This window comes from Chryseobacterium oncorhynchi (assembly GCF_002899895.1).
Classification (GTDB): Bacteria; Bacteroidota; Bacteroidia; order Flavobacteriales; family Weeksellaceae; genus Chryseobacterium; species Chryseobacterium oncorhynchi.
On the sequence record NZ_PPEI02000002.1, the window covers coordinates 530,122 to 556,341 of the forward strand.

Sequence of the window (26,220 nt, forward strand, 5' to 3'; positions counted from 1 at the left end):
TAAAAATTAAAGAGTTCCTGTAGATTTCAAAAGGTTATAGTATTGATACAAAACATTGATCTCTGCATTGGCATAATCCAGCTCTGACTGCAGTTTCTGGTTCTGGGCATCAATCATTTCTGCCTGTACAGCCAATTGATTAAGATATTTGGCTTCAGTAATTTTGTAGTTTTCCTCAGCCAGCCTTTTAGAATCGTCCAGGATATCTGCCTGCTGAATTGCTTCCTGATATTTTGTATAGGCTGCATTCACTCCCATATCTACATTCTGCTGTACCAGAGTCATAGCATCACTCGCCTGATTCTTTTGCAGCTCACCCAGCTTTACTTTTTCCTTTGTTTTATACAGGTTATCTATATTATAACTAAGAGAAACACCTGTCTGCCATCCTCCTGAATACATATCTAAGACAGGGTTTCTCGTAGTAATTGGTCTTTGTAAAGTATATCCACCGAATCCCGCTACCGTTGGCATATTATCGGTTCTTATAATTTCAATGTTCTTATCAGCAACATCTATGTTTTTTTGAGCAGACTTCAACATTGGATTGCTATCATGAGCAAGACTCACATAATAATCCATTCCGATTCCGGCTTCTTTATTGTCCAAATTTTCAGTAGGGACAATTTCCGTATCAGAAGATAAACCTAACGCAATATTTAAATTATAATTAAGGATTTTTTTATTGTTTGAAAGAGTCAGAATACCCTGATCCAGATTTTTAAGGGCCAGTTCCCCACGAATTACTTCGTTTCTGGTTACCATTCCTTGCTGATAGAACTTCTGGATATTCTTCAGACGTTCCTGAGCTAACTTTTTGTTATTCTGAAAAACCTCTTCCTGATTGATAATCTTGTATACATCCAGATAATTTGAAATCACTAAAAATTTCACATCCTGTTTGTTTTTCTCCAGATCCAACTCAGAAAGCTGTTCACGAAGTCCTGCCATTTCAATAGATCTGTTCACCAATCCTCCCTTAAAGATCAGTTGTGTTGCCTGTACGGCATAAGAACTTCCGTAATGTGGCATCGGAACCTTTGTAGAATTTGAAAAGTCTTTATCAATTGCTACGGCATCACCTAAATAGAATTGACTTGTAGAAGCTGTGATAGTAGGCAGCTTCTGAAGCTTTACAACATTGGTGCTCTGCTTTGCAATATCAATATTTTGAGCCGAAACTTTCAGCTGCTGATGATTTTGGACAGCCAATTCGGCCACCTCACCTGCCGTCATCTGTTTAATCTGTTGTGAAAAAAACAGCGCAGGAAAAGCTGCTATCAAAACTGATAGTGCTGTTTTTATTTGCTTTGTCATTTTACCTTGTTTTACAGATGCAAAGTTAGGAGAACAACAAAATCAATCAAATGTTTGATTATTGGAAAAAGATGTTCAAATGTAGGATTTTAGCTTTCAAACTGATGCCTGTATTGTCTAGGACTTACTTCCAGATGTTTTTTAAAAAAGTGAGAAAACGCATACTGATCACTAAAACCAAGGATTGAAGAAATCTCTGAAACCGGCTTACTAGATGAGTTTAAAAGCACTTTTGCCTCATTAATTACAATTAAAGCAATAATATGGCTCGCTGTTTTCCCTGTCACTTCCTTTACAACCGAAGAAAGATGTCTGGTTGTAATCGATTGCCGTTCGGCATAGAACTCCACGGTTCTTTCTGTAAGATGATATTCGGAAAGATCAGTAAGGAATACAAAAACAATCTCTTCCTGTCTAGACATCTGATTCATAGAATTATTGTCTTCCTTGGAGATGATTCCCGCCATCTGATAGCAGAAAACGGAAAAAAGATGTTCTACCATTTCCTTTTTGTACAGCATCTCAGTTTCAGAGTCAAGAATATATTTCAGGAAATTAACACTTTTCCAGACTACTTCCATTTCTTCTTCAGGAAAAGGAACTCCTCTATTCATCTGTTGTCTGAAATAACGATAAGTAATTAATCTGTTGAATTTTAAGGATAAAGCGGAGATGAATTCTCTTTTATAGGAAACCATTCTAGACTGAAAATCATCACTCACCGCCACGACTTCATAAATTGTCTGCGGGTCAGTTACCATAAACATATTGGCAGAAACCTCAAGATCACTAAAGTGCTGACGAAGCTTTATGGTACCGGATTTTATAAAAATAAATGCTGGATTATCAGGACGGAAAGGCTTATCGACAGCTATTCTCTCGAAAATATTACGTTGCGTAAAAATTTCAACTCCGAATTTTTCTAAGGCAGACATATCACAAATGTAAGCAATCTTATCACCGATTACAAAATTTTATTATTTTAGCAGATATCCAATTCCTCCATTATGAGAAAGGTTGATTTATTATTTGTAGAATATAGTAAAAGCCATAGAAACCCCACCAATAAGTTCATTCATTGGATTTGTGTTCCTTTGATTTTCTGTACCATTCTTGGCTTTATTTCCCTTATCCCATCACCCCATTTCTGTCTATCCTACTTCGGATGTATCAGTATTGTGAGTTTAATTGCCATTATCCTGATCAGTTTGTTTTACATCAGACTCTCCTTGTTAATTGCTTTAGTGATGGTTATTATAATGCTTTTGATGGAACATTTCATCTATCTTACCAATATCCATCTTGGTAAACAATCATGGATCGCTTATCTAAGTGTTTTTGTGATGACCTGGATCTTCCAGTTCATCGGACATAAAATAGAAGGAAAGAAACCGTCATTTCTTAAAGATCTTCAGTTCCTTTTAATAGGCCCCATATGGCTTTTGGGCTTTATTCTCAAAAAAATAGGGATCAGGTATTAATCTTCCAAAGCATACACGGCAAAACTGGCTAACCAGTGGTCGCCACCATAGTTCCCTTGAAATAATAGAGGAAGTCCATTGGCTAAAAATACATCTGCTGTTTTCTGAAAGTCTTTTTTCAACGGATGATTAGCAGGAAGCGCTTTTGCTATCCCTTTCATACACCAGGCTTTTGAAAAGGATAATCCTACAAGGTGAACCGTCTGATAATCGCTTAAGTCACTTACCACAGGTATTTGTTCTATATTCTCCAGACTTCTTTTTTCGTAAAAATTATTCAGCCATAGTACAAATTCCTTTTGGGGAAGAACTCTTCGCATGAGGTCTGCAATTTCAAGACTTGGCGAAAAGAAATCTGATCCATCCGGTTCCAGATATGCAGGTGTTTTCTGATCTTTCAGGAAAAAATACTTGGCTTTTTCCATTAGCTGATTTTCAAACTCATTATCTTTATTTGCTCTTGCCCAATCGAGGGCAAAGGCCATTGCGAAAGCTGTATTGGGATGAACACCGGTTCTATTTGGATAGGTTTGTTTCGGAAGATAACTCTTCCATGATGTAAGGATTCGATCAGTCAACGGCTTCAAATTCTGATGCCATATTTTAGCTTTCGGATGATCCCATCGGATAAGTTCTTCATCCAGCTTTAATATCCACGCCCAGCCATAAGTTCTTTCAAATGTACCTGTCAGTTGATATTTTGTGAAATAATCTGCTTCTGTTTGAAGTTTTTCTTTTTGAAACGATTCATCGAGAATTTTTTCAATCTCCTTTGCATTTAGCAAATTGGGTTTTGTCTTCAAAAGTCTGGCCAGCATCCAATGTCCATGAACAGAACTATGCCAATCGAAACAACCATAAAAGCTTGGATGGAGATCTTTAGGCGTTAAAGAAACTTCCCCGGCATTATTGATAATATGCGCTGTTTTGTTCGGGTATTCCTGATTGATACAATGAAGTGGTTTATCTACCAATTTTAGGGCCATATCATCCGTAAGCTTCGGAACTTCCTGGGCATATATCAGAAATGGTGAAAACAAGAATGCTAAAAGAGTTTTTCTCATGTATTAAAAATAGAAAATAATGTAAGCTCTTTCCAACTTTTATTGAAATTAAAGCATCTTTATTATATAAACCAAAATTGTTTTAAAAATTTAACACATTAAAGCATACTTTTTGATAACATTCATAAAAACTGTTCATGAAAAATCTATTTTTGTTACTATTCTGCCTTTCTTTGAGCAATTGCAGTAAATCCGGTTCAAATAAACATTCTGTAAATGCAGAAATCATTGATATTATTCCCGAAAGTAAAGCTAGCTCCTCGTACCAGATTCGTCCACCTAGCGCTATTTCAGAAAAACTTGAAAAGGATACTAAAAGTTCTGATGCGCCCAGAAAAACAGATACAATCTCCAGAAAGATTATTAAAAATGGAGATATGAGAATTCAGATTGGAGATATTAAAAAAGCACAAACACAGGTTAATGACATCCTAAAAAGCAATAAAGCCTATATCCAAAATGAAGAGTTTAAAAATACAGATGTAGATGAAAATCTGGATCTTACCATTCGGGTTCCTCACAAAAATTTTGATGCGCTTGTTAATTCCTTTTCCAATGGCGTGGGTTCTGTCTTATCAAAAAACATTTCCTCTGATGATGTAACGGAGGAATATACAGATGTTTCCATTAAACTAGCCAACAAGAGAATTTATCTTGAAAAATATCGTGATATGCTCAGAAATGCAGCTACTACAAAAGATATGCTTGAGATTCAGGAAAACATCCGGGAGCTGGAAGATGAAATTGATGTATCTGAGGGCAGGCTCCGATTTATTGATGATCGAGTGAATTACAGCACTTTAAATTTGAGTCTGTATAAAGAAAAAGTGAGAAGCTCAGCTACTTCAAAGGTTGGTTTTGGAAGTCGTTTTGTAGATTCTCTAACTGAGGGCTGGAACAGTTTTGTAGGTTTTCTACTGGGAATGGTTTCATTATGGCCTTTCTTTTTGCTTATTCCAATCATTATCGTTCTTTGGAGAAAATGGAGATCAAAGAAAAAAGATAAAAATTGATCTGTTAAAAATCAATAACAATGCAATAATCCTGTTAGCAGCTATTAAATATTTTTCAAAAAAGAGAATTTAAAAATAGCTAAAACAATAAAAAGCCACCTTATCCTAAAGGTGGCTTTTATTTTCTATATTCTTTTATTATTTTCTAATGGTTTTGGTGATACTGCTGCCATCTTTATAAAGGATTTTCACAAAATAGATTCCAGACTGAAGGCGGTTGATATCCATATTGTTCTTTCCTGGATTCATAAAAGTCATTAACTGAAGTCCGTGAGGAGTAATAACATCTACTCTACTAATTTTACCATAGTAGCTTTCAGGTACAAAATTGATCATATGCCCGGATATGGTCACTGAAAGATCATTCTCTTTATTTACAAGAGCTAATGTTTTACAGCTCTGACTTTCATTACAATCGCTTACAATTTTCCAAACAGCATTACTTGCTGGTGCTTCTCCCGGATTAGCATACCATTTGTTTTCCCAGATTTTACAAGCATGGAATACTTTTGTTCCTACTGTTGGATAAGTTTTTGCAGGGTTATATTCTTGTGCTCCACAATAGATCATCGGACCGCTTGATTCACAACCAGGTCCTTCTGTGCATGCACTTACTTCTTCCCATACCATGTTGGTTCCCGGCATTTCTCCCGGATTCGCATACCATTTATTTTTCCATATTTTGCAAGAATAAAAAACTTTTACTCCAGCTGTAGGATATGCATTGACAGCATTATACTGCTCTGCTCCGCAATAGGATTGACCATTCCCTGATGTAACTTTCTTCGTTCTGACTTTTAATTCATTACTCATATCAGAGAGCTGATTGTTCATGGCAACAGATTTAACTGTATAAAGATATTCTGTGTCCTGCGCCAAACCTGTTCGTAAAAAGCTTGTTTGTACCGTTTCTCCTACCTTGATTCCATTTTCAAAAATCTGGTAATTTTTAATTCCCTGGGAGTGGGTAGAAGCCATCCACATGAGTGAAACTGAGTTTTCAGTAACCGCCATTGAGTGGAGGTTGGATGGTGCCGTAGGTTTTTCAAGTGTCCCCTCAGTGTTTGTTTTCACATTGAGTGGCGTGCTTTTTCCTGAAGTAAGCCCAGAAGAACCTTTCGCCTGTACCTCATATGTATAAACCGTATTAGCAGTTAAACCAGTGTCTTCAAATGACGCTCCGCTTACCTGCTGAATATTTTGTCCATTGCGGAAAATATTGTAAGATACAGCATCTGACTGCGGAGTCCAGCTTATTTTAGCAGAAGAACTGGTTACTCCAAACTGTGTTAATCCTGTAGGAGTCGCAGGTGCCGAAACTCCTGTTCCGGAGGTTACGTTAACGTCAATCACATTATAGAATGCATTGACGGTATCTGCTACATCCCAAACTGCTAAAATTATATGATAACCTGTACGGTTAGCAGGAACAGTAATCTGATGAGAAACATTATCTTGTGGTGGTGTCCCATTATGTGCAACAGTACCAATGAGTTCAAGATCCTGACGGGAAAGAGGTTTATTGGGGTCCCAGCCTTGCTTTGTCATGTAATAATGCCATTTTGCAGTCGCGTGATACGCCGAGTATTTCCAGATAAAGGCATTCACACCTGTGGTGATATTGGTTTTCTTCCAACGATCAGCAGTTTGGAGATCCAGTGTAGTGTCTCCTCCTATACTTCCATTAGCGGAAGCAATCTTTCCATCTGCCGGACCCAATGCAGGAAAGCCTTTTGGTGCTTCCAGAGATCCGGGTTCATTAATAATGGATCCATAGATGCTAAATGCTGTAGAATAACCGAGTGTAGCCTTATCCAGACTTCCTTGATATCCTCGTGAGGCCGGACTCATTACATATCCGTGTGCAGACAAATGAATTAAAGAAGGTACCAGTATGGCCAGGATCAGCAATACCGGAAAAAAAATTTTGCGTGTCATCATATTTAAATTTTTGGTGTTGATTTTATCAGATCAATTGTACATACAACTGAATTTTTAAACTATTGTATTCTAAATAATTAAAGAAACACAAAGGATATTAGCTGAAATACATAAAAAAAACAAATTATAAAATATTTAATAAAAATTCAATTAAACAATATATATATGTTAATATTTAAATTTAAAACAAACAATAACAATTCATAACATATTATTATTAACATATATATATCACCATTTAAAACATAAATATATAAAAATTAAATAAATTAATCACATATTATTGAAATAAAATTAATACGAATCAACGCTAAACAGAATGAAAATAGAAAATGAAAGCATAAGCACTCTTAGTTCTATGATTTTTAAGGAATTAAAGAAATATCTTTTTTAAAGACAAAAAAAAAGGCTGGGAGAATTGATCATTCTCTCAGCCTTTATATCTTAAAGACTTTTATCTTCAAAGTTTATAATCTAATGGAGTAAAACTTATTTCCCTAGCACAAATACGGCAGGAATTTTATGAAGTTCCAGCTTTTGTTTTTGCCAGTCTTTTATGGTTTTTGTACTGATAAACTCATGTTCCGGGTCATTGATATTGGCAGCAATACACAGCTTTGTATTAGGTGATAAAAACTTTGTAAGGTCTTCAAAAAGTGCATTATTTCTGTAAGGAGTTTCCATAAAAATCTGTGAATAGCCGGTCTTCTGAACCATTCCTTCCAGATGTTGGATTTGTTTCTTTTTCTCACCTTTATCAATGGGAAGATACCCATGAAATGTAAATTCCTGTCCGTTAAATCCACTGGAAATCAATGCTAAAATAATAGATGATGGTCCTGAAATAGGAATTACTCTAATGTTTTTTTCGTGGCACCACTTTACAATTAAATTCCCTGGATCTGCAATACACGGCAAGCCTGCCTCTGACAGCAACCCGAAGTCCTGCCCTTTCATCATCAGCTCCTGAGCTTCTTTAATATCAGCATTCTCTGTATATTTATCCAACAGGAATAGTTTCAGATCTGCCTGTTTCTTTTCCGGAGCAAAGAATTTAACCACTTTTCTGGCTGTTTTTTCATTTTCTACAAAGAAGTAATCAGTTTGCATGATATAATCCTTTATAACAGGTGAAAAATGAGTGATAGAAGTATTTTCAGATAGGTAAGCTGGAAGTAAAAAAAGCATAGGAAGTTAATTAAAAATTTATGAATTTAAATGATGAGTTTGATTGGTCAGATGGGCTGCTATTTGATGACAACCTGCATCCAATAACTGAAAAACTTTTTCGAAGTCTTCCATTCCACCCCAATACGGATCTGGAACTTCAGTATTTTTATATTCTCCGGCGGCCTCTAAAAACAACGATATTTTTTTTCGTTCTTCTTCATTTTTAGCCTTGGAAATAACATCTTTGTATACACTGGCATCCATGCAATAGATTTGATCAAAAATCTCAAAATCGGCTCTTGTAATAGGTCTTGACTTCTGCTTGGAAATATCAATATTATGATTAGCAGCAGTTTTAACAGCTCTTTTATCAGGATGCTCTCCTTCGTGCATGGAAATAGTTCCGGCAGAGTCTACCAAAAAATCCTGTGGGAGTTTTGCTTTCATTATTCCCTCTGCTAAAGGGCTTCTGCATATATTACCCAGACAGACCATCAAAATTTTCATAATTCTATAATTGAAAGGGGTTAAAAGATATTCTATTGTATGTGACAAAACTAAATAAAAAATGAAGAATACAACGATTCTCCATTTTAAATTATTTTGGTTTAAGAATGATTACTGTTTGATTCTTTCAGTAAGATCCTTAACGTATTTCTTAATTTCTTTATCAATTTTTGAAACATCCTTGATGGTATCACAAGCATACATTACTGTTGAGTGATCCTTACCTCCCATTTCTTCACCGATCTTAGTAAATGTAGAATTGGTGAATGCTTTTGAGAAATACATCGCCAACTGTCTTGGTAATGCGATCTCTCTTTTTCTTGTCTTGGAAAGAAGCTGTTCTTTTTTGATTCCAAAATAGTCGCACACTACTTCCTGAATGTAAGGAATGTTGATTACTTTCTTTTGGTTGGCAGCAATTCTGCTGATAGTTTCCTTTAATAGTTCAAGACTTAAGTCTCTCTTATATACTGTAGAATATGCAATTACCGAGTTGATTACCCCGATTAGCTCTCTTACGTTAGTTTTTGCTTCTGCAGCAAGGAAATCAAGCATGTCTCCCGGAAGAACAATTCCGTCTCTGCTTAACTTATCTTCAATGATTTGTCTTCTTGTAGATAAATCCGGAGATTTTATTTCTGCAGAAAGTCCCCATTTGAAACGGGAAACAATTCTATCCTGAATATCCATGATATCTGCCGGAGCTTTATCTGAAGTTAAGATGATCTGCTTTCCATTCTGATGCAGGTGATCGAAAATATGGAAAAAGCTATCCTGAGTTGCAGATTTTCCTGATAAGAACTGAATATCATCTATAATCAGTACATCTACCATTTGATAGAAGTTTGCAAATTCTGTTTGCTTATGAGCTTTTGCAGCTGAAATAAACTGTTGGATGAATTTTTCTGAAGATAGGTAAAGTACTACTTTGTCCGGAAACTGGTTCTTTACTTCAAGACCAACTGCCTGACCTAAGTGAGTTTTTCCAACTCCATAACCTCCGTATAAAAATAATGGGTTAAATGCTGTAGCTCCTGGTCTTTTAGCAATGGATCTTGCCACAGTAGCTGCAAATTTATTGCTTTCTCCTTCTACATAACTATCAAATGAATAATCTGGTTTCAGATTAGAATCAATATTTACTTTTCTTATTCCAGGGACCACGAAAGGGTTTACAATATTTGCTGAAAATCCTTGTGGCATTGTTTCTTGCGTTTTTGGAGTAGGAACACTTTGTCCCTTCATATTCATGGTAACCGGTTTTTCCTCACCTTTTGGTCTGTTTTCCATTACGGAATACCATAGTTTAACTCCTTTTCCTACATTTTTCTTCAGGGCAGCAGAAAGCAAGGACAAGTAATTATCCTCAATGTATTCCTTGTAAAAATCGCTCGGTACGATAAGTGTAAGGTTATTAGCTACTAACGAAAGTGGCTGTACCTTATCAAATAACATATCGAAAGATTTTTCAAGTTTCTTCAGGTCAGAATTATCTTCAGCTGCGTTCAAGTTATCACGCATAAACTGAAGGCACTTCTGCCATATCATCATTAAATTGTCATCCATTTTTATGCCCTGATTATTCTTTGTTTGTACTGTTTTTTAGAAGGAAGACAAAGGTCCAATATTTTCTTTTCAAAAAAAAATATTGCAGGTATTGATTATTTAAAAATATATTTGTATGTATAATTTAACACCTAAAATGATACACACAACACACTCAATACGAGTACGTTACGCAGAAACAGATCCTATGAAATATGTATACTACGGTAACTATGCTGAATACTTCGAAGTTGGCCGAGTTGAGCTCTTCCGAAGCATAGGAATTTCATACGATGAAATTGAAAACCAAGGAATTTGGTTACCTGTTTCGGAGTACAAAATTAAGTATATCCGACCAGCTTTGTATGATCAAAAATTAGAAATTCATACTTATGTAAAAAAAATTCCGGGGGTAAGAATCGATTTTGAATATGAAATTTACAATGAAGAGCATATCAAAATTACAGAGGCTTCCACTACTCTCTTCTTTCTGGATGCAAAAACAAACAAGGTGATTAAGTGTCCGGATTTTCTGATGGAACTTATTGAAGCCAATTGGAAGTAGCGATGTAACAGGTTGCTGGTTGTAGGGAAAACTATAATTTCTATTATATACAACCATAAATTCTGGACCTTAAACATGATCTATTTGTGATTTAATTCGCACCTTTGTACCTTTATTTTTTAATCATACCTTATATTAATATTTATGAAGATTGCATTTTTGGGGCCTCATGCCAGCTTTACCCAGCTTGCTACTGCACAGCTTTTTCCTAATGATGAGCTATTACCACAAGCCAGCATTCTGGATTGTTTCAATGCAGTGGAAAACGGAGATGTAGCAAAGGCTGTTGTACCCTTGGAAAATTCCATAGAAGGAACTGTTTCCATGACGCTGGATTATTTGTATAAGACACCGTCTATTAAGATTGAGGCAGAAGCAGTAATGCCCATTGCCCACCACCTTATGATTCATCCGGAAAATTCGATTGAGAATATAGAGAGAATTTATTCTCATCCTCAGGCATTAGCCCAGAGCTTTCACTTTCTTGATACACATTATAAGAATATCCCAAAACAGGACTTTTCTTCTACAGCAGCGGCCGCTAAATACGTTTCTGAAAACAAGGATATTAAGATTGCAGCCGTAGCCAATCAGTACGCTGCCAATTTATATGGATTGAAGATCATTAACCGCAACATACAAGATTTTGAGCAGAATCATACCCGATTTATCATCATATCAAAACTACAGAATAAGTACGAAAATGAGACCTTACAGACTCTTGGGGAAAAATCCGGCATGCTCGTTACCCTTCCCGAGGACCACCCTGGAGGCCTTCATCAGGTTTTATCCGTTTTTGCATGGAGAAAAATGAACCTCAGTAAGATTGAATCAAGAACTTTAAAGACAGGATTAGGAAACTACTTTTTCTTTATTAATGTAGAAGGTTCTTGGAATGATATCCTGCACGGGAATGCTCTTAAAGAACTTGAATCCATCAATGCAGATGTTGACTTCCTTGGAAATTATAAAGAATTTCTGCTAGAAAGCTAAAAATAGTTGCATAAATCTACATAATAAAAACACTGTTATTTAAAATAGCAGTGTTTTTTTGTGCTTATTTTGATCCAAAATGCAAAAAATACAAGAATAAATACCTCATCAACAACGTCTTATATTTCATCAAAAATAACCCACATAAAAGTGAGATTTATTTTTTTTAACACCCTTAAATCCATCTATTTATCAGCAATAAGTCATTGATAATTCGTAAATAAATTATGTAATAATATTTATCAAAATATAAACATACGTTTAAGAATATCATATCATAATTGATTAAAAAATAAAAATTTCACAATGTTGGGTATAATTTTTATTGTATATTTGTTAGCAACTAAATAAAAATCTTGATCATGAAAACTAAAATTTACAGCTTAGTATTAGCTTGTGCCACCTTGCCCCTATTTTCACAAGTTGGTATCAACACAGACTCTCCCACAAAAACCTTAGATGTTAACGGAACATTGAGAGTTCGGGATACCCCTGCAGCAGCTACAGTAACTGGATACAATATTTTAGCTCAGGATACAGGGTCCCAAGAAGTCTTTTCAATGGATCCGCAATTATTGATTGCCGCTTCTAATGTTAACCCAAGTATTTATGCGGCTAAGAAAACCACAGGAATCACTCTTTTAAGTCTTGGAATTCTCCCATCATCTTTCCAGCCTGTCAACTTTTTAGTAACAGACCGAAATATAGGTAGTGCTGCCTTATTTACAAATGCTGATGGTTCTTACAATATACCCTCTGCAGGAGTATATGCTGTTGGCTTTGCATTCAGATATGGATCAGGATTACAGGCATCTTTACTATCCGGAGCTCCAGGGATCGGAGTATTAAGAACAAGAGCAGGAGTATCTACCCTAATAGACACTCGTCCTTTTAGCGGTATCAATCTTGCCTTGGCAATCAATCTTACCCTTTCTGATTCAAGCATTAACTCCTTATATTCATTCCAGGCAAATGATAAAGTTTCTTTCGGCCTTACAGATTCCGGGGTTATTAATGCCGGATTATTAGGATCGAGTATTGCTTCATTCTACATCTATAAAGTATCAAATTAATATAAACATATTGTTAGTTATCTATACCGTTAGCCCATTACAACAACTGTAATGGGCTAATTTTTTGACACCTCAATTCAAATTTCTTTATATTTGATAAAAACTATATAATGAATGAATACTTTGCTGTTATACTAATTGTAGTTATTGCCATTGTCTTCAATAACCTGAACACGAAGATCCGAAAACTTGAAAAAGAAATATCAGATCTCAATTCCAAGGTCAATAAAACAACATTACAATCTGAAATAACTCCAGAAGTAACTCCGACTGAAGAAATCATCATTCCTCAACAAATACATCCACAGGAATCTCCTAGGGAGAATATAAAACCTCATGAGAATAAGAATTTACCTCCCACTGAACAAAAGGATTGGCTAAGTCCGGTATTTGAATTCTTAAAGCAGAATATTCTTACCATTATTGGTATTTTCACACTTGTATTAGGAATAGGCTACTTTGTAAAATATGCTATTGATAAAAACTGGATAGGAGAAACAGCAAGAGCCGGAATAGGTTTCTGTACAGCAGCCGGAATAATACTCATCGGACATTTTCTCCGAAAAAATTATAAAACATTTGCATCTATTATAACGGGAGGCGGAATTGCCATTTTATATTTCACCGCCACTATAACTTTTAGGGAGTATCATTTGTTCTCCCAAAATACAGCTTTCATTATCACTTCAGTGATTACAGCTATCTCCATTATTTTATCTTATTACTATAAAAGTGAGGTACTGATTATTATTTCATTGATTGGTGGTTTTACAGCACCATTGATGATCAGCACAGGACAAAGTAACTACCCTTTCCTATTCATTTATCTTACGCTTTTAAATATAGGAATGCTTTCAATAACTTTTCTTCAACATTGGAAAAGCGTGGGATGGACAGCTTATGTCTTCACCACAATTTATCTTTTTTATTGGACTGAAGAAAAACCACAGCTGTTAAGTGTTACTTTTTATATGATCAGTTATGTCATTTTCTACGTATTTGCTCTGCTTGACTATTTCAGAAAAAAGGAACTCTCCACTCTGGATATTTTAATGCTTGTTTTGATTAATTGTTCAAGTGTTATGGGACTTTATTACATCTTTGATCAATTACAATACGAACCTGTCATTATTTTCCCTATTATTTTTGCATTGTTAAATGCAGCTCTTTTCTTTAGGGAACATACAAGAAAAAGTACAGGAACTCCTTATTCTGTTTTTGCTGGAATAACAGTTAGTTTGGTTACTATAGCCATTGCTCTGCAGTTTAAGACCCACCTCATCACAAGTATCTGGGCTATAGAAAGTACATTACTTCTTTTTATTTGGAAAAAAACTGGTCACAAAATCTTCAAAATCTGTTTTCATCTGCTTTTCCCATTAATCATCTTTGCCCAAATCGTTACCTGGGGAGAATATTTCAATGCAGAAAGCCTGAACATAATATTTAACCCTGTATTTTTAACAAGTTTGGTGACTATCACTTCAACGGTAATTAATTTATACTTATTAAGAAATACGGAGAAAGAAACAGAAAAAAGTGACTTTTTTGAAGACCTTACCGCTATAGTTAGCTATGGAGTAATTTACATAGCATTGCTTCTTGAGATCACCTACCATATGCATGATATGCCATGGGGACCTATTAGTAATGTAGGTCTACTATTCACCATTTATTATATTTTTGTCTTATTGATGTTGAGAAAACAGCTGAAAATCAGCAATGATATCCAAACGGGTCTCATGATTATTCTTTGCTTTTTGATGATGATCAATATTTCCGTTTCCACATCGGAAGTAGTTGAGGATATTCTTTCAAAAGAACTTCAACCAGGCTTTTATTTACTACACTTACTTCAGTGGATACCTCTTATGTATGTGTTTTTTAAAATTATCCCCAACACAGAGTTTCACAAATCGAAAATTTCTTACTGGATCATTTCATTGGCACTCATTACTTCGGTAAGCTGTGAACTTCATCACTTCTATGTTTTGACTGTTTCTCAAGATGTCATGAGCTCTTATACAGCAAAAAGACATTTCAACATTCTTTATTTACCCATTATATGGACCATTCTTGCCAGTGTATTTATTTATTTCGGACTTAAAAAAGACATTCAGGAATACAGTAAGATAGGATTTGCACTTGTAGGAATTATGGTTTTAAAACTTTACGGTTATGATGTATGGCAAATGGATAACATTTCAAGAATCAGCGCATTTATTGTATTGGGACTCATATTATTATTAAGTTCATTTACATTTCAACGTCTTAAGAATATCATCAAAAACATGGTTGACAAAAAAGATAAAAATGAAGAAAATACAGACCTATAATGAACACAAAAGCTCTTATCTATAAATAAAATTTAAAACATCTTAAGATCTGATTCACATTTTATAAAAAATAACTATATTTATCACGTTTTTAACAGTTATATATTCCGATTATGAAAAAATTACTCTATTCTTTTTTAATACTGTCATCTGCAACCTTATTTGCACAGAAAAAGCTTGCTGTTGCTGATAATACTATTGGAACAGTAGATCTGTTCAATTCAAAAAAATCCCTTATGCAGGTTTCAAAGGTGTACAACAGTGCAGCAAGTCTTCCTGCAGCCTTGAAAAAATACAGCTCTGTATTCACCAATGGGGTTACTGAATATAAATTCAAAAACGGACATAACGTATTAGATATAATGACACTGGCTGAAATCAACAAGCAGCATGGTATTGCCGAGGACAATCTTGTTTTCATTGACGGATATGAGTTTAAAGATTCAGCAACTAAGATCTTCCCTGAGATTGTCGCAAAATCAGAGAAAAAAGATTACAACGGCCAAACAACATACTACATTTACACAACGAAGTAATTTTTAAACAATACAAAAAAAGGATACTATAAAACAGTATCCTTTTTTTATTTTAATATTTATTATTCCACTTCTTCTTCAGCTCTTCATAGATTTTCTTTTCAGTGGCGTTATTTCCGGGTTCATATAACTTCACATTCCTGATCTCCTGCGGCAGAAAATCCTGATCTACAAAATTCCCCTCATAGGAATGGGCGTATTTATATTCCTTACCATAATCAAGGTCTTTCATCAACTTTGTAGGAGCATTTCTTAAATGAAGCGGCACAGGTAAGTTCCCAGTCTGCTTTACCAAGGCCAAAGCCTCATTGATAGCCATGTACGCCGAATTACTTTTAGGAGACACCGCCAGATAGACTGCGGTTTCGCTCAATATGATCCTTGCCTCTGGATTTCCGATTACATTTACAGCCTGAAAGCAATTATTGGCAATCACCAATGCATTAGGATTTGCCAGCCCTACATCTTCTGCTGCCAGAATAAGCATTCTTCTTGCGATGAACTTAATATCCTCTCCTCCCGCAATCATTCTTGCCAGCCAATACACCGCTCCGTTAGGATCACTTCCACGCATGGATTTAATAAAGGCTGAGATAATATCATAATGTTGTTCTCCATTTTTGTCATAGAGAGCCATTGTTTCCTGAAGGACTTCCAGAACATCTGAATTGATAATTTCCTTGGTATCCGAATTTTTATATTGATTTAAAACCAGTTCTACAGAATTAATCAGCTTTCTGGCATCACCACCGGAATATTGAATTAAAGCTTCTTTTTCAAGAATTTTGAAATCAGTTCCCTCTTCTTTATTATATCTTTCAGAGGAAATATCAATAAGTTCTTCCAGTTTTTCATAGCTCAACGCCTTTAGAACGTACACCTGACTTCTTGAAAGCAGAGCTGAAACCACTTCAAAACTTGGATTTTCTGTGGTTGCTCCTATTAAAACAATCCATCCTTTTTCTACAGCATGCAATAAAGAGTCTTGCTGAGATTTATTAAATCGGTGAATTTCATCAATAAATAAAATTGGAGATTTTCCGGAAAACAAATTCTGCTTCTTTGCATCTTCAATTACATCACGAACATCTTTCACTCCTGAAGAAACCGCCGATAGCTTATAAAACTTCCTGCCCGATTGTTCAGAAATGATTTCTGCCAGAGTAGTTTTTCCTGTTCCCGGAGGTCCCCAGAAAATAAGGGAGTTCAGGGAATTGTTCTCGATCATCTTCCTGATCGTCCCTTTTTCGCCGGTAAGATGTTCCTGCCCCAATACATCCTCTAATGTTTTGGGTCTTAATATTTCGGCTAATGGAATATTTTGATTCAAGGTATTCTTATTTTTTTAAGATCAATATTTCAGATTTCTACGCTCTGAAACTTCTAACAAAATTAAACTAATTTTCATTTTTTTACCCTATTTTTGCATTGTTTTGAAACTTACATTCAATAAAATCATTACATTTCCATTGGTAATTTTGATAAAATTTTACCAGTGGTTCATCTCGCCCCTACTTCCTAAAAATTGCCGTTACGAACCCACCTGCTCTCATTATATGATAGAGTCATTACAGGTTCATGGTGTATTTAAGGGGTTCTGGCTGGGATTCAAAAGAATTTTAAGTTGCCATCCTTGGGGAGGAAGCGGCTATGATCCTGTTCCACCCAAGCATAAAAATCAATAAACGAACTATTAAATCAATAGAAAAATGAGTAATATTTTTTTCAGAATTTACCTAGTAATATTTGCATTGATTACCCAATGTCTTTTTGCGCAGGAATACCCTGGAGGTTTATCTGACGGAGCTTTAGATATCAACGGAAGCAATGTTCCCGTAAAAATCTATTCCACTACAGAACTGGGAGACCTTAATGCTTTTCCTGACAGGGCTATCAACAATAATGTTCTGGTTATCCTTAATGATTCTAATTTTGAGCCTGCTTACTATAATTACAGCGCTTCTACTCTAGCAAGATTCAAGGATTCAAAGTACCAGTTTTTCGACAAGAACTTTAAATTAATTGATTCTCCAGTCACTAAGGACAATATTACGACTTTCAAATATGCTGTAAAATCTGGAAAACCAATCGCTGCTTCAGATAAAGTGGAACTGGAAACATCTTTTAAAATCTGGGATCCGTCAAAAGGACTCCAGCTTGGATCTTTCACGCTGCACTTCTATAGTTTAATGTTTGTTTTTGCATTTGGATTGGGTTATATCTTAATGACCAGAATCTTTAAATTTGATAATGTTAATCAAAAATATTTGGAACCTCTTTTCACTTGGACGTTAATAGGAACGATCCTTGGGGCAAGACTTGGCCACGTTATTTTCTATCAGCCAGAGTTATTTAAAGAAGACTTCTGGAGTGTATTTCTACCCATCAGCACAAAAAATGGATTGAAATTCACTGGGTTCTCAGGACTGGCAAGTCACGGAGCCACTATTGCAATTATTTTTACCACTCTTTATTATTCATTTAAGGTGATCAAGAAAAATCCTTTCTGGGTATATGACAGATTGGGTATTGTAGTTGCCTTGGGAGGTGCATTTGTAAGAATGGGGAATTTCTTCAATTCTGAGATTGTTGGGAAACCTGCTGATCCAAACTCTCCGCTTGCATTACTTTTCCCTCAACAAAGCAGTGAATATGGTCTTACCGTTCCTCGTTACCCAAGTCAGTTATTTGAAGCTGTTGGCTATGTTCTTCTTTTCATCCTACTATGGACACTGTATAGAAAGACAAATAAAAAATATCAACAAGGATGGTTATTTGGATTGTTCTTTATCATCCTTTGGGCTATCAGATTCTTTGTTGAATTCCTGAAAGAGCCTCAAGGTGATGAGTTCATTCAGATTGGAGGTCTTAACACAGGACAGGTTCTTTCTATTCCATTTATGATTGCAGGAGTTATTATTATGATAATCTCTAAGAAATTTAAAATTACAGAGGCAGAAAACGAAAAACCGGAATAGGTTAGAAAAATAAAATCGCAGAAAAACGAAAAGGCAAATTTACAGATATGTGAATTTGCCTTTTTTATTTTAAGTTTTCCAAATATGATTTACTTCAATAAGTCTCTTTTTACAATTTCTTATTTGTCTTTGCATTTAATTCTGCAAAAACGTTTCCTAATTCATCAATAACATCCGTAGGAAGCATAGATTCTTTTGAATACTTTTCTGCAGCAAGATCCGCTGCTTTTCCATGCAGCCAAACTCCTAACATACAGGTATCCTCTACTGAATATCCCTGCGCTAAAAGTGAGGTAAGAATTCCGGTAAGAACGTCTCCGCTTCCCCCTTTTGCAAGGCCCGCATTTCCGGTAATGTTATAGAAAACTTTTCCGTTAGGAGTAATAATCTGGGTATGATGATCTTTTAATACGATATAAATAGTAAGCTCTTTCGCTTTTTCTACGGCCAATTTTAACCTTTTAAAAGAATTCTCTGTTTTACCAAATAACCTTTCAAATTCTTTTGGATGAGGAGTAATAATTGATTTCTCCGGAATGAAAACAAGATTCTCTTCATTCTCAGAAATAATATTCAATGCATCTGCATCCAATACCAATGAAGTGGAATAATTTTTCAAAAAACTCAAAAAGCCTTTTCGTGTATCTTCATGGGTTCCCAGCCCAGGACCAATTCCGACAGTCATGCCCTTATCAAAGTCAAAATGATCAACCCATAATTCTCCTCCTTTCACAAACATAGCTTCCGGACATGAGGTTTGTAATATCTCGTATCCACACTGAGGAGCAAGAGTAAAAGTAAGTCCGCTTCCCGTTTTCAAAGCTGCTTTTGTTGCCAATACTGCAGCTCCTATTTTACCATAACTTCCGCCAACAACAAGAGCTTTTCCATAATTCCCCTTATGCGCAAAGTCATTTCTGGGTTTAAAAATGGATTCAGCAAAATCATCATCTATTACAAAATAGTTGGTTCTTTCGGCCTCTTCGTATTCTCTGTGTAAGCCAATATTTAAAACCTTTATTTTTCCTGCATATTTTCCTGTTTCAGGATGAAGAAAGCTTCGTTTCCAACATTGAAAACTCAGCGTATAATCTGTTTTCAAAATAACAGAATCTTCATGAAGCAATCCATCAGTTGGTAATCCGGAGGGAATATCTATGGATACTTTTATGTTATCTTTTGTATTTAATAGCTCTACAAGCTCTTTATATTCTCCATCCAAAGGTCTGGATAGTCCTGTTCCAAAAAGCGCATCAATAATGATTGTCTTATCATCAAAGCTATATGACTCAATCTGGTTAAAATTTCGGACAGAAATCCCCGATATATCAGCCAATCGCTTTAGATTTACCAAAGCATTTTCTGAAAACTTCCCTTTGAGCTCCTTTACAAATACGTCTACATCAAAGCCTTTCAGATAAAGCATTCTTGCTACAGCCAGTCCATCTCCTCCATTGTTTCCATTACCACAAAACACAACCATTTTTTTATGATTCTTACAATGCTCGGAAATCCAGTTCGCAACCGACATCGAAGCTCTTTCCATGAGCTGAATAGAAGAAATAGGTTCTTGGGAAATGGTAAACTGGTCCCAGCTGCGAATTTGTTCTGCGGTAAAGATTTTCATAGGTAAATCTAACTTTTAAGCAAATTACAAAAGATTTTTCATTACGATAGCACCTCTACAATAAAAATAGAGAGACTTCATTAATGAAATAAATTATGAATACAAATTCACTATTTTCATTAAAATATATGATGCGAAAATCAACTTTTCTAAAACAAAAACTTATAAAAAGTAATGTTTTTTACATTTTTTAATTATATTTTTGTGTGTATACTAATAAAAAAAATATAAATTATGGGATTTGTTAAAGAATTTAAAGACTTTGCCTTTAAAGGAAATGTTCTCGATTTAGCTGTCGGTGTAATCATTGGTGCAGCGTTTGGTAAAATTGTTTCGTCTTTAGTGGAAGATGTAATCACTCCTTTGATATTGAATCCGGCATTAAAAGCAGCTGGAGCAGAAAATATCGCTAAACTGACCTGGAACGGTGTTGCCTATGGAAATTTCCTTTCTGCATTAATCAGCTTCCTGTGTATTGCTATGGTTCTTTTCTGGATCATTAAAGGAGCTAATAAGATCAACAAAAAAGATGCTCCGGCTCCAGCTGGACCTACTGATGATCAAAAATTATTGACAGAAATCAGAGATTTATTGAAAAGTAAAAACAATATATAATTTGTTATTCATCAACGTAAATAAAAAAGCACCTTAATAAAGGTGCTTTTGTTTTTTATCTTCAATTTCCAATTACTGGATCTGTAGAATACTTGAAATCTGCTCTGCCAAGGAAAGTCCTATTCTATCCTGAGCTTCAAGAGTAGAAGCACCAGTATGCGGCGTTAAGGAGATTTTTGAATGGGTAAGAATTTCCTTAGATGGTGTGGGTTCATTAATGAAAACGTCCAATCCTGCGAACTTCACTTTACCAGAATCCAATGCTTCTATTAAAGCTACTTCATCAATTACTCCTCCTCTGGAACAGTTAACAATAGCTACTCCATCTTTCATGATCTCAAACTCATTCTTAGCAATCATATACCCGTCTTTCTGAGCCGGAACGTGAAGAGTAATAAAGTCTGAATGCTTTAGAACATCTTGTAGAGATTCTGTCTCTATATCAACATTGATAAACTGATTGTTATAGAATTTCACTTTAATACTTGCTCTTCCAACATTATTATCTGCAGCAACCACTCTCATCCCCAATCCAAGAGCAATTCTTGCCACCTCTTGTCCTATTCTTCCCATACCGATAATACCGATGGTCTTACCTCTCAATTCAATACCGGCAGTATATGCTTTTTTCAATCCTGCAAATTCTGTATCTCCTACTACAGGCATCTTTCTGTTGGAATCCTGAAGAAACCTTGCTCCTGAAAATAGGTGAGCAAAAACAAGTTCAGCAACTGATTCTGAAGAAGCCGCAGGGGTATTAATGACATGAATACCCTTTTCTCTAGCATAATCCACATCAATATTATCCATTCCTACACCACCTCTTCCGATGATATCAATGGATGGGCAACCGTCTATAATATCTTTTCTTACCTGTGTAGCACTTCTTACCAATAAAGTACGGATCTTGTGCTCGTTAATATAATCCACCAAAAATTCCTGTGGAACTTTTGCTGTAATAACCTCAAACCCTTTCTCTGTTAATGCATCAATTCCAGATTGGTCTAGGCCGTCATTTGCTAAAACTTTCATAAATACAACTATATTTAAAATTGAAAAGATTTAAAAATTAAAGGAAAAGCTCCATTCAATTTTTAAATCTTTTATTATATTTTTTATTCTCCGTCTTCTTTGAAAACTTCAATAGTCACTTGTTTTTCTACCAAGTCTGTAAACCTACCTTTATATCTTGTAGCTCTTACCAAGTGGTTATCTATCCAGTGATAATTTCCACCTCTTGGTTTTCCGCAGAGTACACTGTGGTATTTAAAACCATGCTTATCCAGCCAATCTATGGTGATTTGCTTTAGGTTTTCTGTTCTTGAGGTAAAGAAACAAATCTGATGTCCGTCATCATACCATCTATTAACAGTTTCCAATGCATCCGGATAGGGTTCACAGGTAACCATTCTTTCCGGTTCTTCATTGGGAACGTCATCTGTAATGGTTCCGTCGATATCGATTAAGTAATTTTTAACTCCATCCTTTAGAATAGGACTTATATGCTCTATGTATTCTAATTCCATCATTACAATTTGAGTAACAAAGTTACAGATTTTACAATTATCAGATGTATTAATCTTAGTTTATGTTAAAAATTTACTATAAAAATCGTTATTTAATAAATAATATAAACATTTTATCCATCATTTAGTACAATATGATTAAAATTTTTCATTTGCAAATTTCCTTTTATAGTAAAAATGAGGTTCTTTTTAATGTTCAGATAAAGAATCATTCATTATAGTATATAAAAATTGGTGTAGCTCCCCTAACCTTTTAATTATTTTACGTTATTACCCTTATTTACTTTTCATTATACAAAAGCATGATGTTTATCGAAAAATTTCCAAAATACATTTATTACTCTTACATTTGTAGAAATGGAAGAATTTGTAGTTTTAGTAAATCCTGAGGATGAAGTTTTGGGTTTGATGGAAAAACAGCAGGCTCACATCAATGGCCTTTTACACCGCGCTTTTTCTGTATTTCTATTTAATAGTAAAGGCGAAATGCTTCTTCAAAAAAGAGCTTCTGTAAAATATCATTCTCCCAACCAATGGACCAATGCAGTATGTTCTCATCCGAGAGATGGGGAGACTTATCTGGCAGGCGCTAAACGCAGGCTGAAAGAAGAACTTGGAATTGAAGCAGAACTTTCAGAAAAATTCAGCTTTATCTATAAGGCAGATGTAGGCGGAGGTCTTTGGGAACACGAACTCGACTATGTTTTTATAGGAAATCATGAATCTGATTTTAATTTGAATCAGGAAGAAGTGGAAGAAGTAAGATTCATTTCTCCTCAAGATTTGGATAAGGAGATTTCTGAAAATCCTGAAAACTTTACGGAATGGTTCAAGATCATCCTTGAAGAATATAAACACCATTTTTAACGATGAAAAAAATATTGCTTGTTTCTGCTTTTGTATCGGGAAGTTTGTTTTTTGCGCAAAAGACAAATACCTATGAAAGCCCCAACTATACCATCAATGTTCCGAATGGCTGGAAATCTACTAATGATAGTGATATTGTTAATATTTTTCCTACCAATGAAATTGGAGCTATTACTATTTCCGAATATCATGACCTCAATCTTCCCAAGACCGAAACAAAAAAATTTATTTTGGCTCTTTACAAATCAGAAGATGCAGAAAATAAGGTAAAGGAGAGTAAAAGTAAAAAAGGATATACAGAATATTACTACGAATATTTTGATCAAAAAGATCAACTTTTCTGGATTACCAAGGCCTTTCAAAAAGACAAGGACTTGTTTCTGGTGACCATCAACTGTGGCCAGAAATTCTGGAATGGAAACTATATGACCCTATTCAATGAGACTTTTAATAGTTTTAAAATAAAGAAATAAAAATTAAATATGAAGAAAACAGCCTTGTACGACAAACATGTTTCCTTGGGAGCTAAGATCGTACCTTTTGCAGGTTTTGAAATGCCTGTACAGTATTCAGGAGTAACGGAAGAGCACTTTGCAGTAAGAGAGAAAGCAGGATTATTTGATGTTTCCCACATGGGACAGTTTTTCATCGAAGGTCCGGGTTCTAAAGATCTTTTACAGTATGTAACAACCAATAATGTAGATACTCTTGAAAACGGAAAAGCTCAATATTCATGTCTTCCTAACGAAAACGGAGGAATTGTGGATGATCTTATTGTTTACAAAATGGAGGATGACAAATACTTTGTGGTAGTAAATGCTTCTAATATAGACAAGGACTGGAACCATATTTCAAAATTCAACACATTTGGAGCGAAAATGACCAATGCTTCTGATGATATGTCATTATTGGCTGTTCAGGGTCCTAAGGCGACTGAAATTCTTCAGAAACTTACTGATGTAAATCTTTCTGAAATTCCTTACTATAACTTTACAGTAGGAAGTGTAGCAGGAGTAAATGATGTGATTATTTCAAATACAGGATACACAGGAAGTGGTGGTTTTGAAATCTATTTCAACAACGAAAGTGCTGAAAAACTTTGGGACGAAATAATGAAAGCTGGTGAAGCTGAAGGCATCATTCCTTGTGGATTGGCTTCTAGAGATACTTTAAGACTTGAAAAAGGATTCTGTCTTTACGGAAATGATATCGACGATACTACTTCTCCTATTGAAGCTGGTTTAGGATGGATCACAAAGTTTGATAAGGATTTTGTTTCTAAGGATACTTTTGCTAAGCAGAAAGAAGAAGGGGTGAGCAGAAAATTAGTTGCTTTCGAACTTACAGACAAAGGAGTTCCAAGACATGACTACCCTGTTGTAGATGCTGAAGGAAATGTAATCGGAAAAGTAACTTCCGGAACACAGTCTCCAATGAAAAAGGTTGGTTTAGGTCTTGCGTATGTAGACAAACCTCACTTCAAGTTAGGTTCTGAAATCTTTATTCAAGTAAGAAACAAGAACATTCCTGCAAAAGTAGTTAAGGCTCCTTTTGTATAATCGTTCGAAAATATATAAATGAAAAGAGGCCGGAATTTATTTCCAGCCTCTTTTTTTGTTTTTAATAGCAAATACAGCAGACCTTTCTGTCCGGAGAGCAGGCATCACCTACTCCAGGTGTATTGGATGGTACCCCACCACCAGGCCCGCATAACGTATAGCAGTTAACAATAATAGGTTTTAGCCCTCCGTTAATCTCTTTCAATGCTGATCTGTTAAGATTCTTTGTTTTTAAAAAGTTTTTTGTCATGATTTTATTTTTTGGTAATTATAAAGATAAGTATTTAATAGTTAAACCATTAAAATAAATCACAAGATATAGAAAAAACAATAAATCAAGGAAATATAGAAATCAGGAATTTTATTCATTGATTCCAAAAAATACTCTTAAAGCTTCAACATTATTTTTATCATTTCCAACAAAAATTTCTTTATCTGTAAGGAAAACCGGACGCTTTAGGAATGTATAATGATCTAATAATAGTTCCTTAAAATCCTTTTCCGTTAAAGACTTTATATCTAAACCTCTTAGCTTAATCTGGGTAGACTTTCTACTGAACAACGCATCATACGACTTTGTCATTGTATGCATTTCATCCAATTCCTCTTCGGTGATTGGTTGTTTTTTGATCTCACGAAGTTCCCAGTCTGTAAGGTCAAACTGTGCTAAAATCTTTCTGCAGGTATCACATGTGTTAAGGTAAAATACTTTCTTCATTACTATCTTTAAGTCTGTTATTTGTTAAAATTTGGCTTTATACCCATTTCGTCTTTCAAAAGTAGGATTTAATCTAAAACTTTGGAAATTATTAAATAACTTTATTCAAATTTTATAAAGATGCAGAACAAACCTATTACTTTTCAGTTTATTTCAGAACCATCAGATGTTAACTATGGTGGAAATGTACATGGCGGAAGTGTTATGAAATGGATTGATCAGGCAGGCTATGCGTGTGCCACCACCTGGAGCGGAAATTATTCTGTAACCGTATATGTGGGAGGAATTCGATTTTATGAGCCTATCAAGATAGGTGAAGTGGTAAAAGTGGATGCACAGGTGATCTATACGGGATCTTCCAGTATGCATATTTCCATCAATGTCTTTTCCCGAAACCTAAAGCAGCCTACTTTTGATAAAAAAACACACTGTATCATTGTATTTGTAGCAGTAGATGAGAATGGTAAAAAGCTACCTGTTCCGAAATGGACTCCTGAAACTGAAGAAGAAAGACAAAAAGAACAATATGCTAAGCGCCTAATGGATCTGAGAACACAGATTGAGGATGAAATGAAACCTTTTTTATAAAATTTTAGAGATTAGAGGTGAATATTAAGTGATATATTTCTACTTATTTTCATACAGCTCTTAGATTTTTTTTGAGAAACAGATTCTTCTTTTTATATTTGTAATATCAAAAGGAAATGGTGTTCTTCCTTACCCAACCGCTTTACAAAAGCTGATGACGCCTGATTAATAGATTATTAACCAATAACTAATCAGGATTAT

At 35.0% G+C, this 26,220-nt stretch carries 27 protein-coding genes and 1 riboswitch; of the genes, 14 read left to right on the forward strand and 13 right to left on the reverse strand.

Going from position 1 to position 26,220, the window contains the following annotated elements; all coding sequences use genetic code 11:
• Window positions 1–6: 6 nt before the first annotated feature.
• Window positions 7–1,317: a TolC family protein gene (locus tag C1638_RS08035; RefSeq protein ID WP_109619872.1), complete on the reverse strand. Its 1,311-nt coding sequence runs from the start codon at window positions 1,315–1,317 to the stop codon at window positions 7–9.
• Window positions 1,318–1,406: 89 nt separating this feature from the next.
• Window positions 1,407–2,252 carry a helix-turn-helix domain-containing protein gene (locus C1638_RS08040; protein WP_076354143.1) on the reverse strand — a complete coding sequence of 282 codons (846 nt, stop codon included), beginning with the start codon at window positions 2,250–2,252 and terminating at the stop codon, window positions 1,407–1,409.
• 72 nt (window positions 2,253–2,324) lie between these two features.
• Here C1638_RS08040 and C1638_RS08045 point away from each other — a divergent pair, with 72 nt between their 5' ends.
• Complete coding sequence (locus C1638_RS08045; protein ID WP_109619874.1) at window positions 2,325–2,798, forward strand: Mpo1 family 2-hydroxy fatty acid dioxygenase; 474 nt, start codon at window positions 2,325–2,327, stop codon at window positions 2,796–2,798.
• Here the strand turns inward: C1638_RS08045 and C1638_RS08050 are convergent.
• Window positions 2,795–3,862, reverse strand: a complete 1,068-nt coding sequence (locus C1638_RS08050; protein ID WP_109619876.1) for a DUF2891 domain-containing protein — start codon at window positions 3,860–3,862, stop codon at window positions 2,795–2,797. The genes C1638_RS08045 and C1638_RS08050 overlap by 4 nt on opposite strands.
• A 137-nt stretch (window positions 3,863–3,999) precedes the next feature.
• Between C1638_RS08050 and C1638_RS08055 the strand changes: the two genes are divergently transcribed.
• Window positions 4,000–4,875, forward strand: coding sequence for a DUF4349 domain-containing protein (locus C1638_RS08055; protein WP_109619878.1), 876 nt, complete (start codon window positions 4,000–4,002; stop codon window positions 4,873–4,875).
• 138 nt (window positions 4,876–5,013) lie between these two features.
• On the opposite strand, the gene C1638_RS08060 is transcribed toward C1638_RS08055, so the two are convergent.
• The 4 genes from C1638_RS08060 to dnaA all read right to left on the reverse strand — a co-directional run bounded on the left by C1638_RS08060 (window position 5,014) and on the right by dnaA (window position 10,059).
• Window positions 5,014–6,816, reverse strand: a complete 1,803-nt coding sequence (locus C1638_RS08060) for a lytic polysaccharide monooxygenase (RefSeq protein ID WP_109619880.1) — start codon at window positions 6,814–6,816, stop codon at window positions 5,014–5,016.
• 489 nt (window positions 6,817–7,305) lie between these two features.
• Window positions 7,306–8,004: an SAM-dependent methyltransferase gene (locus tag C1638_RS08065; RefSeq protein ID WP_109619882.1), complete on the reverse strand. Its 699-nt coding sequence runs from the start codon at window positions 8,002–8,004 to the stop codon at window positions 7,306–7,308.
• An 18-nt stretch (window positions 8,005–8,022) separates the two neighbouring features.
• Window positions 8,023–8,493 carry a low molecular weight protein-tyrosine-phosphatase gene (locus C1638_RS08070; protein WP_109619884.1) on the reverse strand — a complete coding sequence of 157 codons (471 nt, stop codon included), beginning with the start codon at window positions 8,491–8,493 and terminating at the stop codon, window positions 8,023–8,025.
• Between the two features lie 111 nt (window positions 8,494–8,604).
• The gene (gene dnaA, locus C1638_RS08075) at window positions 8,605–10,059 is read right to left on the reverse strand and encodes a chromosomal replication initiator protein DnaA (protein WP_109619886.1); all 1,455 of its coding nucleotides are present in this window, start codon (window positions 10,057–10,059) and stop codon (window positions 8,605–8,607) included.
• Window positions 10,060–10,195: 136 nt separating this feature from the next.
• On the opposite strand from dnaA, the gene C1638_RS08080 reads away from it, so the two are divergent.
• The 5 genes from C1638_RS08080 to C1638_RS08100 all read left to right on the forward strand — a co-directional run bounded on the left by C1638_RS08080 (window position 10,196) and on the right by C1638_RS08100 (window position 15,541).
• Window positions 10,196–10,603 carry an acyl-CoA thioesterase gene (locus C1638_RS08080; protein ID WP_076354132.1) on the forward strand — a complete coding sequence of 136 codons (408 nt, stop codon included), beginning with the start codon at window positions 10,196–10,198 and terminating at the stop codon, window positions 10,601–10,603.
• A 144-nt stretch (window positions 10,604–10,747) separates the two neighbouring features.
• Window positions 10,748–11,596 (forward strand): prephenate dehydratase, encoded by an 849-nt coding sequence (gene pheA, locus C1638_RS08085; protein ID WP_109619888.1) that lies wholly within the window; start codon window positions 10,748–10,750, stop codon window positions 11,594–11,596.
• 362 nt (window positions 11,597–11,958) lie between these two features.
• Complete coding sequence (locus C1638_RS08090) at window positions 11,959–12,669, forward strand: hypothetical protein (RefSeq protein ID WP_109619890.1); 711 nt, start codon at window positions 11,959–11,961, stop codon at window positions 12,667–12,669.
• A gap of 110 nt (window positions 12,670–12,779) precedes the next feature.
• The gene (locus C1638_RS08095) at window positions 12,780–15,005 is read left to right on the forward strand and encodes a DUF2339 domain-containing protein (RefSeq protein ID WP_109619891.1); all 2,226 of its coding nucleotides are present in this window, start codon (window positions 12,780–12,782) and stop codon (window positions 15,003–15,005) included.
• A gap of 113 nt (window positions 15,006–15,118) precedes the next feature.
• The gene (locus C1638_RS08100; RefSeq protein ID WP_109619892.1) at window positions 15,119–15,541 is read left to right on the forward strand and encodes a hypothetical protein; all 423 of its coding nucleotides are present in this window, start codon (window positions 15,119–15,121) and stop codon (window positions 15,539–15,541) included.
• Window positions 15,542–15,593: 52 nt separating this feature from the next.
• On the opposite strand, the gene C1638_RS08105 is transcribed toward C1638_RS08100, so the two are convergent.
• Window positions 15,594–16,871 (reverse strand): replication-associated recombination protein A, encoded by a 1,278-nt coding sequence (locus tag C1638_RS08105; protein WP_109619893.1) that lies wholly within the window; start codon window positions 16,869–16,871, stop codon window positions 15,594–15,596.
• Between the two features lie 103 nt (window positions 16,872–16,974).
• On the opposite strand from C1638_RS08105, the gene yidD reads away from it, so the two are divergent.
• Window positions 16,975–17,226, forward strand: a complete 252-nt coding sequence (yidD, locus tag C1638_RS08110; protein ID WP_185140415.1) for a membrane protein insertion efficiency factor YidD — start codon at window positions 16,975–16,977, stop codon at window positions 17,224–17,226.
• A 426-nt stretch (window positions 17,227–17,652) separates the two neighbouring features.
• Entirely contained in the window at window positions 17,653–18,519 is an 867-nt protein-coding gene (lgt, locus tag C1638_RS08115) for a prolipoprotein diacylglyceryl transferase (protein WP_109620624.1), read from the forward strand.
• A 109-nt stretch (window positions 18,520–18,628) separates the two neighbouring features.
• Here lgt and C1638_RS08120 read toward each other — a convergent pair whose 3' ends face one another.
• Window positions 18,629–20,146, reverse strand: coding sequence for an NAD(P)H-hydrate dehydratase (locus C1638_RS08120; protein ID WP_109619894.1), 1,518 nt, complete (start codon window positions 20,144–20,146; stop codon window positions 18,629–18,631).
• A 234-nt stretch (window positions 20,147–20,380) separates the two neighbouring features.
• Between C1638_RS08120 and mscL the strand changes: the two genes are divergently transcribed.
• Window positions 20,381–20,761 carry a large conductance mechanosensitive channel protein MscL gene (gene mscL / locus C1638_RS08125; protein WP_109619895.1) on the forward strand — a complete coding sequence of 127 codons (381 nt, stop codon included), beginning with the start codon at window positions 20,381–20,383 and terminating at the stop codon, window positions 20,759–20,761.
• A gap of 72 nt (window positions 20,762–20,833) precedes the next feature.
• On the opposite strand, the gene C1638_RS08130 is transcribed toward mscL, so the two are convergent.
• Both C1638_RS08130 and C1638_RS08135 read right to left on the reverse strand, forming a co-directional pair.
• A complete protein-coding gene (locus tag C1638_RS08130) occupies window positions 20,834–21,793 on the reverse strand; it encodes a D-2-hydroxyacid dehydrogenase (protein WP_109619896.1) in 960 nt (319 codons plus the stop codon).
• Window positions 21,794–21,876: 83 nt separating this feature from the next.
• Entirely contained in the window at window positions 21,877–22,287 is a 411-nt protein-coding gene (locus C1638_RS08135; protein WP_109620625.1) for an LNS2 domain-containing protein, read from the reverse strand.
• A 357-nt stretch (window positions 22,288–22,644) separates the two neighbouring features.
• Between C1638_RS08135 and idi the strand changes: the two genes are divergently transcribed.
• From idi to gcvT, 3 genes are read left to right on the forward strand one after another with little or no spacing between them, the layout of a single operon-like run.
• On the forward strand, window positions 22,645–23,154 hold the full coding sequence (gene idi, locus C1638_RS08140; protein WP_109619898.1) for an isopentenyl-diphosphate Delta-isomerase: 510 nt from the start codon (window positions 22,645–22,647) through the stop codon (window positions 23,152–23,154).
• Between the two features lie 2 nt (window positions 23,155–23,156).
• Window positions 23,157–23,627, forward strand: coding sequence for a hypothetical protein (locus tag C1638_RS08145; protein ID WP_109619900.1), 471 nt, complete (start codon window positions 23,157–23,159; stop codon window positions 23,625–23,627).
• Between the two features lie 9 nt (window positions 23,628–23,636).
• The gene (gene gcvT, locus C1638_RS08150) at window positions 23,637–24,713 is read left to right on the forward strand and encodes a glycine cleavage system aminomethyltransferase GcvT (RefSeq protein WP_109619902.1); all 1,077 of its coding nucleotides are present in this window, start codon (window positions 23,637–23,639) and stop codon (window positions 24,711–24,713) included.
• Window positions 24,714–24,774: 61 nt separating this feature from the next.
• Here the strand turns inward: gcvT and C1638_RS08155 are convergent, their stop codons facing one another.
• The gene (locus C1638_RS08155) at window positions 24,775–24,963 is read right to left on the reverse strand and encodes a hypothetical protein (RefSeq protein ID WP_076354106.1); all 189 of its coding nucleotides are present in this window, start codon (window positions 24,961–24,963) and stop codon (window positions 24,775–24,777) included.
• Between the two features lie 111 nt (window positions 24,964–25,074).
• Complete coding sequence (locus C1638_RS08160; RefSeq protein WP_109619904.1) at window positions 25,075–25,431, reverse strand: arsenate reductase family protein; 357 nt, start codon at window positions 25,429–25,431, stop codon at window positions 25,075–25,077.
• Between the two features lie 120 nt (window positions 25,432–25,551).
• Here C1638_RS08160 and C1638_RS08165 point away from each other — a divergent pair, with 120 nt between their 5' ends.
• The gene (locus tag C1638_RS08165; RefSeq protein ID WP_076354102.1) at window positions 25,552–26,019 is read left to right on the forward strand and encodes an acyl-CoA thioesterase; all 468 of its coding nucleotides are present in this window, start codon (window positions 25,552–25,554) and stop codon (window positions 26,017–26,019) included.
• A gap of 103 nt (window positions 26,020–26,122) precedes the next feature.
• A riboswitch (Fluoride riboswitch) is annotated at window positions 26,123–26,190 on the forward strand.
• Window positions 26,191–26,220: the final 30 nt, after the last annotated feature.